Here is a 10497-nt window from a genome sequence, read left to right on the forward strand (position 1 = left end):
TAAAAAGGTATGTATAGAATGATAAGGAGTTTATAAAAATGAAAGTATTATTAATTAATGGAAGCCCTCATAAAGAAGGATGCACATTTGTAGCACTTAGTGAAGTTGCAAAGACATTACAAAATGAAGGAATTGAAACTGAAATTTGCTGGATTGGAAATAAGCCAATGGGTGGATGCATTGCTTGTAAATCATGTGTAAAAACAGGAAAGTGTGTATTTGATGATATGGTAAATGTAATACATGAAAAGGCAAAGCAGGCTGATGGATTTATATTTGGAACACCAGTACATTATGCTTCAGCAAGTGGAAATATGACTGCATTCATGGATCGTTTATTTTATTCAGAACTTGGAGGGCAAGGTAATAAGAACTTTAGGTTGAAGCCTGCAGCATGTGTAATTTCAGCTAGAAGAGCAGGAACAACAGCAACTTTTGACCAAATGAATAAGTATTTTGCAATTCAAGAAATGCCTATAATAACGGCAAAATACTGGAATATGGTACATGGAGCAGCACCAGAGCAAGTACAAGAAGATAAAGAAGGGTTAATGAATATGAGAGTTCTAGGAAGAAATATGGCTTTTGCATTAAAGTGTAAGGAAATTGCAATGAAGCAAGGTTTAGAACTTCCAACAGTTGAACCAGCAGTATTTACAAACTTTGTAAGATAAGTTTTAGATGTTGCTATTATAGAACTTAGTAAAAAACAGCTACAATAGTTTATTTTGTAGCTGTTTTGATTTTATTAAAACAATGGAATCATCTTCCTTCTGAAATAATTATTAATTGGGTTATTCAATTAAAATTTGAGTACTATTATTTGCAGTTAATTCCTTTTTAGGTAACTCAATATTTAAAACGCCATTATCGAATTTGGCTTTAATTGAATCTTTGTTTACATTGTTAATATAGAATCCTCTTGAAACTGATCCATAGCTTCTTTCACGTCTTATATAATTATCCTTCTTTTCTTCAACTTCATTATTTCTAGTTGCAGAAATAGTTAAATAGTTGTTATTGTAATCAATTTTTATATCTTCTTTCTTAACTCCAGGTAATTCAGCATGAACAATATATTCTTCTGGAGTTTCCTTTATATCAGTTTTAAAACTTGCATCAGAATTAAATTTTGATAACATATCATCATTAAAGAAATCATTGAACATGTCATTAATTGTTAATCCTCTATTATTTTCTCCATTATTAAATTTAAAAGGTACTAAACCAAACATACAAAGACCTCCTTATACTAAAAATTTAAATTTTAATTTAGTTAATTGAACTTACGGCTAAAAGTAATTGTTAAGTTCATTTAACAAATTAATTTTGTGAAAGTTCAAAAGTAGTTTTTACTAAGTTTAATTGAGCTTTCTATTTGAGAAGTTTATTTATTCTTTATTTATTACTTCTCTTATCTCTTTGTACAAGTACATTATAAGATTAAAGTCAAAGAAAGTCAAAGTAAAAGAAAGAAAGATTTAGTTAGATTTATTTAGAAAATTAAAGAAATAGTTTGATAAATTTTAATTTTAAATAAATATTTGTTTATTTAAATGAAATTAAATAAAAATGATTAACTTAAGAAAATACTTAAAAAATATTTTTTAGAATTAAATTAAAATGTATACCGTAAGCATATCAAAATGAAATAATAAACTTTTAACATGAAATTATGGGTGTTATTTTTATAAAAAATTAGAAAAACCTTAATATATAAAAAAAGAAAGTGGTGTGAAAGCTTTACACTAAAAATGAGGGGAGAAACAAAATGAAAAAGACAAGAATATTAATAGGGATTACGATCTTAACATTATAAATATTTAAAGAAAAGAAGTCAGCTGCATAGTTATTTTTGCAGCTGATTTTTGCCTAACTCAGACATTTCTTTTGGAGATTCCTTCATACCTCTTGCAATCCATTCATTAATCCAACCAAATAAACCATATGCAAACCATGCACTAGTATATGCTTGTAATGAATCCTGTTCAGGTTTAGGGCCACAAACAGATTTAATATTATCCAAAACTAAGTGAAATAAATTAGAACTATAAAGAAGATTATAAAATTCACTATACTTAGAATAGTGTCCAAATAAGCTTTCTACTAATAAATTAGGATTATTACTTTGCTCAAATTCAGCGCCCCATTCTTGGATTAAGCGAATTAAATATTGTTTTAATACATCTTCTTTATTAGAAAAGTTGCGATAAAAGGAAGCTCTTCCAACTTGGGCTTCTTTTACAATAGATGTTATTTTAATTTCATCAAAAGCATTATTTTTCATTAATTTTATAAGGGCTTGAGTAATTTGATTTTTCACATAGGAATTATTTTTTTCATTATTCATGTTGATACAAAACCTCGCATTATGTCTCATTTTTATTGAATATATTGTCTTAAAAACAAGTGTATGATACACTTGCCTCACAAACATGATACAGATGTATCATATGGCAGTCAAGGGGGAGAAATGGTGAAAAAAGTATTAAAAATAATATTAATAATAGTATTAATTATGTTTTTATTGTTAATAGGTTTATTAATGATATTGAAAAATCTAGCATCTAAACCAGTTAAAAGTGATTACTACAACTATGTTGATTCGCGGGGCGTATTAGAGAAAAAATATACAAGTTATGGAGAGTTTGAAGTTAATTCTATAGAATTTGAAAGTAATGAAGAATTATTTGATAATTATAAGATTTGGTATCCAACTAAATTAGAAGAGAACAATAATGAGAAATATCCAATTGTAGTATTTGTAAATGGGACAGGGGTTCCATATCAAAAATATGGAGCAACATTTGAACATTTAGCTTCTTGGGGATTTGTTGTAATAGGAAATGATGATGCTAATTCTGCAAGTGGTAAGTCTTCATCAATTACATTAGATTATATATTATCATTAAATAGTAATGAAGAAAGTATATTTTTTAATAAATTAGACATAACAAATGTAGGCATATCAGGACATTCACAAGGTGGTGTAGGAGCAATAAATGCAGTAACTGAATTTGATAATAGTAACGTATTTACATCAATTTATACTGCAAGTACAACATCTATTGAATTAGCTAATGCTCTTGAATGGAATTATGATGTAACAAAAATATCAATACCTTATTTTATGGTAGCAGGTACAGGTAAGGTTGATGCTGAAACAATAGCACCATTAGAGTCTATGGTTAAAAATTATATGAATTTAAATAGTAATATTAAAGCAGTTATGGCAAGAAGAAAAAATACTGATCATGGGGATATGCTCCTTTATGCTGATGGATATATGACAGCTTGGTTTAGATATACTTTAATGAATGATGATGAAGCTGGTAAAGTATTCTTAGGGGATTCAGCTGAAATATTAAGTAATTCAAGTAATTGGCAGGATGTAAGAATTAGATAGAAATAAATATTGCTTATAATTAGCAAGTAATTCTAATATATATTGTAATATATTACATTGTGGGGAGTGGATCTAATGAAATGGTATGAAGCGGAAAGTGTAGAGGAATTAAAACAAATAGGTAATTTTAGAACTGTTAAAATGGAAATTAATAAAGATATAAGAAAAATAACAGGAAAAAGTAAATTAGATGGTTTTATAAAAATGGGTAGTAATAGTTGGAAAGGATTATACGATAAAATATTATCATTAAAGAAAATAATTAATATATTTGAAGATAAGAATGGACAAGCTAATTATACTAATTCAAATTCTGACTACTTTAAAAGTGAAGCAGATAGATATATATTTTGTTTGTTAGAATTAAGTGGAGAGGAAAGAATGAAGAAACTAAAAATATATAAATCACTATATATAAATAAAGAAGCAGCAAAGGAATGGTATACGAATATAGTTAAAAGTATTCATCCTGATGTTTGTAAGTGTGAAAGAGCAACAGAGGCTATGGCAGAATTGACAAGCATTTATAAAAAGATGATAAAGTATGAATAAAAATAAGGAATTAGTAGTTATTAAATCTTTTATAAAAGACATAAGGTATAAAATGCCTATACAGGCTAAAGAATTAGATAAAATTACTGTAAAGAAAATAAGCAATGCTATAGGTAATGGAATTGTAGATGCTAAAGGAATTATATGGTTTGATTGTAGTAAGTTGCACACAATTTTAAGAGTTAAAAGTAAAAGGGATGCGGCTTATATTTTAGAAAGTATTGATAATAAATATAAAGCAAATTATAATAATATAATTTATATAAGATGGTCAAGTCTTATTGGGATAATAGCAAAAAGAATAGAGGAAAATCCCCAAAATGAGTATTTGAAACTTATTTTTAGGATTTTAGAAGAAATAAATAATTCTAACGATATAAAAGTCTTACAGCATGCTGCAATAGAATTACAAAAGAAGAACATTAGAAAACTTAAAAAGGATAGAATTAAAACTTTTAATATAGTAAGGGATGAGCTTACTAATGAAAGGTTAGATAGGAAAAATTCAGAATTCTCACATATAAGAAGTGTTACAATGTTTCCAGAGTTATCTGAATATATATGGAATGGACTTATAGTAAATAAGGCAACTCATAATTTAATAACAAGTGAAAATGTAAACGATGAAGAAGAATTATATAAACTATGCTATAAAAATCAATGGAATACAGAGTGGTATAATGATTATAAATTAAATGTAGATAATTACAATTTATAAGTAGATTAAAAAATAAAGGAAATTTGCCTATGAAGTTAGATATACTGAAGAGTAGTATGCTATTATCAATGAATAGATCAAAATTCTAAAAGATTATTAAAGTTAGTTGACAATTTAATTGATTGTACAAGAATGAAATGTGGATATTATGAACATCATCCTGAAAATAATGATATAGTGAGTTTTATAGAAAATATTTCAATGTCAGTAGTAGACTTTACATTCTATTATCAAATTTTGATGTCGATGCTTCTGGAGACAACCCAGTCTTAAACCCCAATACAACATATTCAGATTATCAATGGATATTAATAAGAGATAGTAAAAATAATGTTTGGAAAATTGATGCTTCAGGATACTAAAAATTAAATTTATTATGTAGCAAATCAACAGTTTAATCTAACAGAGCCTTATAAAAAGTTTTTGTTTTAAAATAATGTTGAAATAAGTATAACATAAAGGGATGTCCGATGGACATCCCTTTAAATCGTAATATATAACCATTGTTCATCAATAATTACATTCTATTTTTGTTTTAAATAATTGGTTCTATTTATACCAGAATAATTAGTCATTATATAATAGAGGTTAATCAAATTTCAACAGTTTATTAAAACAAATCCCCAAAAATAAAATTTTATTTTAAATGCAAAAACACTCTAAAACAGTATATGTAATAAGTGTAAAGCAAAAAAGTTAAAAAAGGGGGAATTTACAATGGCAAATAAAGAGCTTGAAAGTACAGTACTATCAATAGAGGTGGAAACTGCTGTTGATAAGGATGGAAATCCTACATTTACTAAAAAGAAGTTAGGTAACTTAGTGCCAGGAGCTGATCCAAATAAGGTTATGGCAGTTGCATCTAAGATTGCACCAATGCTTGGCAAGAATACAGGTTATATTTATATAACTGAATTATCTCAACTTAGTAATCAATAATAAATAGAAAGGAAGTGTAAAATATGGAATATACATTAACAATGACATTTATAACTGAAAGTGGAGAAAAATCTAACATCTCTATAAGTGATGTAAAAAGCGGAATAACTAATGCTGAAGTTCAAGAATTAATGGATAGTATTATTGAAAATAATATTTTCCAAAGTAAAAAGGGTGCTTATGTTACTAAATATGCAGCACAAGTTGTTGAAAGACAAGTTAATAAATTTACTGTATAAGATCTAGCGGTCTTAATACAGATTATATAAGAAGGAATAAGGGTTACCTTGAGGTAATTCTTATTCCTTCATTTTTTTAGCAATCTAAAATATATCCATACCCTGGTATAGATTTCAAACAATCTAAATTTAAAGTTGTTCTTATTTTACTAATATGAGAATCTACAGTCCTATCATTAATTTTACAATGTGTTCCCCAAATGTAATTTATAATTTGTTCTCTACTTAAAACCATACCTTTATTATTTATAAGAAGTTTTAATATTTCTAGTCGGGTTTTTCCTAAGGAAACTTCATTATCATTCCATAATACTTGTCTTGTAGAAAAATTGATTTTTACATTTTCATATGTCCATAACTTACCAGTGGGTTCCGTAATCTTAATTTTTTCTTCTAGAACTGAACGTATTTTTTTTATTAAAAAGCCAATATAACATGGTTTAACTACATAATCATTTATGCCTAGATTAAAACATTTTTGTTGAACTATATTATGATTTATAGAAGTGAACATTATTACTGGAGTATTATAATTTCTATTCTTAAGTTCACTTAAAAAAGTAAGTCCATCCATTCCAGGCATGATCATATCTAAAAGAATCACACTTATCTTATTATTTTCTACAGCCTTAATACCATATTCACCATTATCACAGTAAATAACATTAAATCCATTAATCTTTAATTCTTTAGTAAGTTCACGTGAATCAGTAACATTATCGTCAATTAGCAAAATAGTTTCCTTCATTGAATATAACCCCCTTAAAAATACAATAAAATTGTAAATAATAATAATTTTACCATTTAGTTACAAACAATAAAAGGGAATTTTGTATATTTTCTAAATGTTGTGAAAATTAACAAAATTATTGTGTTAAAAGAGAAAAAATCCATATTTTTGCAACATTGAAGGTTTATAATCCTTATATAATAAAAAATTATCTTAACAATAAGTTAAGGAAAAGTGAGGGGATACCATGAATAGTAATTTTTTATCATCAAAACTAGATAGTGAGTACATTAAAGCTTTAACAATATTAAAGTTAAAGAAAAACTATAAGGTTATAGAGGATGAAGAGTATAAAAGTATGCTTTTAGATTTAACAATAACGAATGGGTATTCAGATTTTACAGAAATATTATCAATGACAGCTTTTGAAATAATAATAGACAGAATAGAAAATATGGAAAGTAAAGAAGAGGTTAAGATCTTATTTAATGAAAAAGTAGAAGTTCTTTATAAGAATAAATTTATAGATAAAAACTGTGATGTAGTACTAATTGGAAAAGAAACAATAGAAGTGATAAGTATAATACCATTTGAATTTCATTATATATTTGCTTTTGATGATGAAGAAAGTCAATTGTTAGGAATGGGAATTTTAAATAAGCACTTATCAAGTATAAACTGCAAATACTTAACACTTACAGTAGTTCAGCCTAATTTAATAGAGAACTCCGTATATGGAGCAAGTGTAGATAGGTTTTTACATCAGTACGATTTTTCACTTTTATGGGAATAAAAATATAAAAAAATATGGGCTGGCAAAGCAATATAGCCAGCCTAAAAATAAAAATGTTTTGGAGGTAATGAAGATGGTTTGCACAGATACAATGATGATTAATATATTTAATGATACTAATATCGATAAAGATGAAAGGTATATGCTTTTAATATTTATAACAAATACTATTAAGGGGAAGGATGCTAGTGCAATGTCCATTAAAACATTGTTAGAGGTATTTGAATGTAAAGGAAAGAAAACAGTTTTAAATATTATAAAGTCTTTAGAAAAGAAGGGGTATATAGAAATAATAAAAAGTATAGGTAAAGTGAATCAATATAAAGTTATTAAATATATTGATGGCTTTTTATCAGAAAACATCTGTACTTCAGAAGAGACTAGTAGCTCTGCAAGTACAAGTACTTATACTTCTCAGGATACTAGTAGTTCTACAAGTACAGGTACCTATACCTCAGAGGATACTAGTACTCAAGGAAGTACAGGTACCTATACTTCAGGAGATACAGGTACCTGTACTTCACAAGACACTAGTATAATTTCAGGACCAGGTGTTTCAAATAAAGAAAATACAGCTAGAAGAGTTGAAAATACTAATGTTTCAGCTAGTGCTAGCAAAAGTGATGATAGATATATTAATAATAAATATATAAATAATAATAATAAATTATATATATATATTTTTAATGCTTGGAACAAACTAAATATAAATAATGAGAAAATACTTACGGATGATAATAAAACTGCAATAGCCAATGCATTAAATGAGCATAAGGAAGAGGAGATTATTAAGGCTATAGAAAACTTTGGTGTTGTATATAAAAGTGATCATTACTACAACTATGCTTGGATTTTAAAAAGCTTTTTATCTAGAAGCAATGGAATTGATAGATTCATGGAAAATGGTGATATATGGCTTGATTACAAGGCAAAGCAAAAAAATGTTAAGCGTAATTCTATATTTCCTGAAGATTTTGATATAGAAAAATATATAGATTAACTAATATGGGCAGGCTTTGCTTATAAAAATAAGTTATAAGGTGGGTAATGGGATATGTTAACTAATAATCAAATTGTGTTAGAGCAGGAGCTTTTAGGTGCTATATTTAAAAATAATAATCTTATGCTAAAAGCTAGAGAAAAAATAAAGCCAGAGATGTTTTTATACTCAAAGCATACCAATATCTATTTAGGGATATTGGATATGGTTGCAAATAAGCTAGAAGTAGATCTTATAACATTTCTAGAGCACCATAAAAAAACAATTGGTGATATGGATGGAGTAACTTATGTTACAGAAATATACACATGTAGTGCAAGTGATATAGGCTTTAATACTAAGTTGGACATGCTTGTGAATAATTACAAAAGACATCTTTATGTTGAGATGAAAGACAAAATAAATTTAGATATGTCACTAGAAGAAATTGAAAGTGAAGTTGAAGATGTTAAAGTTAAGGTTCATAAATGCAATATAAAAAAGGAACTTGATATAGATAAACAATATGATGATTATATAAACTGGCTTTATGATGAAAATAGGGATAAAGGAATGAAGTCAGGACTTACTTATTTAGATAAATATTTGGGAAACTTTCAAAAAGGAAGACTTGTTACTGTATTTGCTAGAAGTGGTGTTGGAAAAACAACATTTTCACTGCAACTTGCTGCCAATATGGCTTTAAAGGGTTATAAAATCTTTTATGGAAGTGCAGAAATGACAAGAAATCAGGTTTTTAATAGGATAGTTGCTAGCGGACTTTCACTTTCAGCTAAAGCTATTGATGAAGATACTATCTTAAAAGAAGATAAAGAGAGTATTTCAAAGTTCATGGCAAAAGTCATAAATAATAAATTTTATGTTTCTACTGAAACAGACTTTGAAAAGTTTATTAATGAAATAAAGGTATATAAGCTTCAAAATTCATTAGATGTGGTATTTGTAGATTATATAAATAAATATATAGACTTTACTGATAAAGACATGCTTACTAATAAATTAGGTAAAATAAGTGGCATGTTAAAATCACTAGCAATGGAAGAAGATATATGTGTTGTTTTAATGGCTCAAGCTAACAGAGTTATAGATAAAAAGGGTGGAGACAATGCAGTTGAAAAAATAGATTCAAGTGATATTCAAGATAGTGCTAGAATTGAGCAGGACAGTGACCAGGTAATAGCTCTTTATAGAAATATTAAACTCGATGACAAAATGTATAGAGAAAATTTATTCAATCAAGGTAAGCTTAAATATAATTCTAAAAATGCAGATGATAATCCAGAATGTATGAATGCAGTTATTATTAAAAATAGACATGGTGATAGAGGAACATGTGCATTAAGGTGGCATGGAAGATATTCTAGAGTAAGTGATTTTTAGGGGAGGCTATATTATGTTTAATGATATTATAAAGGTTATTGGTGAGAAGGATAAGTATTTGGCATCATTAGTTGAAAGCGTTGATAAGATGTTATTGGTTGATTCTTGTACTGTTATTTTGAAGGCTAGAATTATTGGAGAGAGGGTTGTTAGGAATATTATTTTAGCTGAGGGGATTACTGGGACTGTGGAAATGAATCAAAAGGAAAAAATTAGTTTGCTTGAGGGGCAGGAGTTTTTATCTTATGATGTTGCCAAGGATTTTCAAAGTTTAAGGTTTTTTGGAAATAGGGTTATTCATGATGAGATTGAAAATGTTTTTGAAACTTCACTTATGGTGAATAGGATTCTTTATAGGATTTTGTCTTGGTATATTATTGTGTATGTTAGTTGTGATTTTGAGGCTTGTAGGTATATTGAGCCTGATATTATTGGTATGATTTCTGATGCTGAGAGGAAGGTTAGTGAAGCTGTGAATTTGGTGTTGGGGAAGGCTTATGTTTGATTAAGGGGATTTAAAATGAAATCAGCTACGAGGATGTTTTTGTAGCTGATTACTTGAATATAATACACTAGAAATATGTTTATAAAAGGCTTAAAGCGATGACTTTAAATAAAACAAGCCTTCATTAATTTATGGATGAGTTTATATGACAAATGATTAAAAAATATAATAAAAGTTGTCGCTAAAATGCCTATATAATTTATTATAATCTAACTAGAATTAAAATCATAAAATA

13 protein-coding genes are annotated in these 10497 nt (G+C 27.2%); 10 read left to right on the forward strand and 3 right to left on the reverse strand.

Going from position 1 to position 10497, the window contains the following annotated elements:
• The first annotated feature begins 38 nt into the window (after positions 1 to 38).
• On the forward strand, positions 39 to 674 hold the full coding sequence (locus I4V63_RS06305) for a flavodoxin family protein (protein WP_196000437.1): 636 nt from the start codon (positions 39 to 41) through the stop codon (positions 672 to 674).
• 120 nt (positions 675 to 794) lie between these two features.
• On the opposite strand, the gene I4V63_RS06310 is transcribed toward I4V63_RS06305, so the two are convergent.
• Both I4V63_RS06310 and I4V63_RS06315 read right to left on the reverse strand, forming a co-directional pair.
• Entirely contained in the window at positions 795 to 1235 is a 441-nt protein-coding gene (locus tag I4V63_RS06310; protein WP_196000438.1) for an Hsp20/alpha crystallin family protein, read from the reverse strand.
• A gap of 614 nt (positions 1236 to 1849) precedes the next feature.
• Entirely contained in the window at positions 1850 to 2350 is a 501-nt protein-coding gene (locus I4V63_RS06315; RefSeq protein WP_196000439.1) for a TetR/AcrR family transcriptional regulator, read from the reverse strand.
• Between the two features lie 123 nt (positions 2351 to 2473).
• Between I4V63_RS06315 and I4V63_RS06320 the strand changes: the two genes are divergently transcribed.
• The 5 genes from I4V63_RS06320 (at position 2474) to I4V63_RS06340 (ending at position 5854) form a co-directional block, all read left to right on the forward strand.
• Entirely contained in the window at positions 2474 to 3406 is a 933-nt protein-coding gene (locus I4V63_RS06320; RefSeq protein WP_196000440.1) for an alpha/beta hydrolase, read from the forward strand.
• 75 nt (positions 3407 to 3481) lie between these two features.
• Positions 3482 to 3958 (forward strand): hypothetical protein, encoded by a 477-nt coding sequence (locus I4V63_RS06325; protein ID WP_196000441.1) that lies wholly within the window; start codon positions 3482 to 3484, stop codon positions 3956 to 3958.
• Positions 3951 to 4676, forward strand: a complete 726-nt coding sequence (locus tag I4V63_RS06330; protein WP_196000442.1) for a hypothetical protein — start codon at positions 3951 to 3953, stop codon at positions 4674 to 4676. The genes I4V63_RS06325 and I4V63_RS06330 overlap by 8 nt, the downstream gene beginning before the upstream one ends.
• A 717-nt stretch (positions 4677 to 5393) precedes the next feature.
• Positions 5394 to 5615 (forward strand): DUF1659 domain-containing protein, encoded by a 222-nt coding sequence (locus I4V63_RS06335; RefSeq protein ID WP_196000443.1) that lies wholly within the window; start codon positions 5394 to 5396, stop codon positions 5613 to 5615.
• A gap of 23 nt (positions 5616 to 5638) precedes the next feature.
• A complete protein-coding gene (locus I4V63_RS06340; RefSeq protein ID WP_196000444.1) occupies positions 5639 to 5854 on the forward strand; it encodes a DUF2922 domain-containing protein in 216 nt (71 codons plus the stop codon).
• A 76-nt stretch (positions 5855 to 5930) separates the two neighbouring features.
• Here I4V63_RS06340 and I4V63_RS06345 read toward each other — a convergent pair whose 3' ends face one another.
• Entirely contained in the window at positions 5931 to 6602 is a 672-nt protein-coding gene (locus I4V63_RS06345) for a response regulator transcription factor (protein WP_196000445.1), read from the reverse strand.
• 229 nt (positions 6603 to 6831) lie between these two features.
• On the opposite strand from I4V63_RS06345, the gene I4V63_RS06350 reads away from it, so the two are divergent.
• From I4V63_RS06350 to I4V63_RS06365, 4 genes are all read left to right on the forward strand, one after another.
• Positions 6832 to 7377 (forward strand): hypothetical protein, encoded by a 546-nt coding sequence (locus tag I4V63_RS06350; RefSeq protein WP_196000446.1) that lies wholly within the window; start codon positions 6832 to 6834, stop codon positions 7375 to 7377.
• Positions 7378 to 7450: 73 nt separating this feature from the next.
• Positions 7451 to 8377 carry a hypothetical protein gene (locus I4V63_RS06355; RefSeq protein ID WP_196000447.1) on the forward strand — a complete coding sequence of 309 codons (927 nt, stop codon included), beginning with the start codon at positions 7451 to 7453 and terminating at the stop codon, positions 8375 to 8377.
• 54 nt (positions 8378 to 8431) lie between these two features.
• Entirely contained in the window at positions 8432 to 9757 is a 1326-nt protein-coding gene (locus I4V63_RS06360; RefSeq protein WP_196000448.1) for a DnaB-like helicase C-terminal domain-containing protein, read from the forward strand.
• Between the two features lie 13 nt (positions 9758 to 9770).
• Entirely contained in the window at positions 9771 to 10262 is a 492-nt protein-coding gene (locus I4V63_RS06365) for a hypothetical protein (protein ID WP_196000449.1), read from the forward strand.
• Positions 10263 to 10497: the final 235 nt, after the last annotated feature.

The organism is Clostridium sp. 1001271B_151109_B4 (assembly GCF_015670405.1).
Taxonomy (GTDB): Bacteria; Bacillota; Clostridia; order Clostridiales; family Clostridiaceae; genus Clostridium.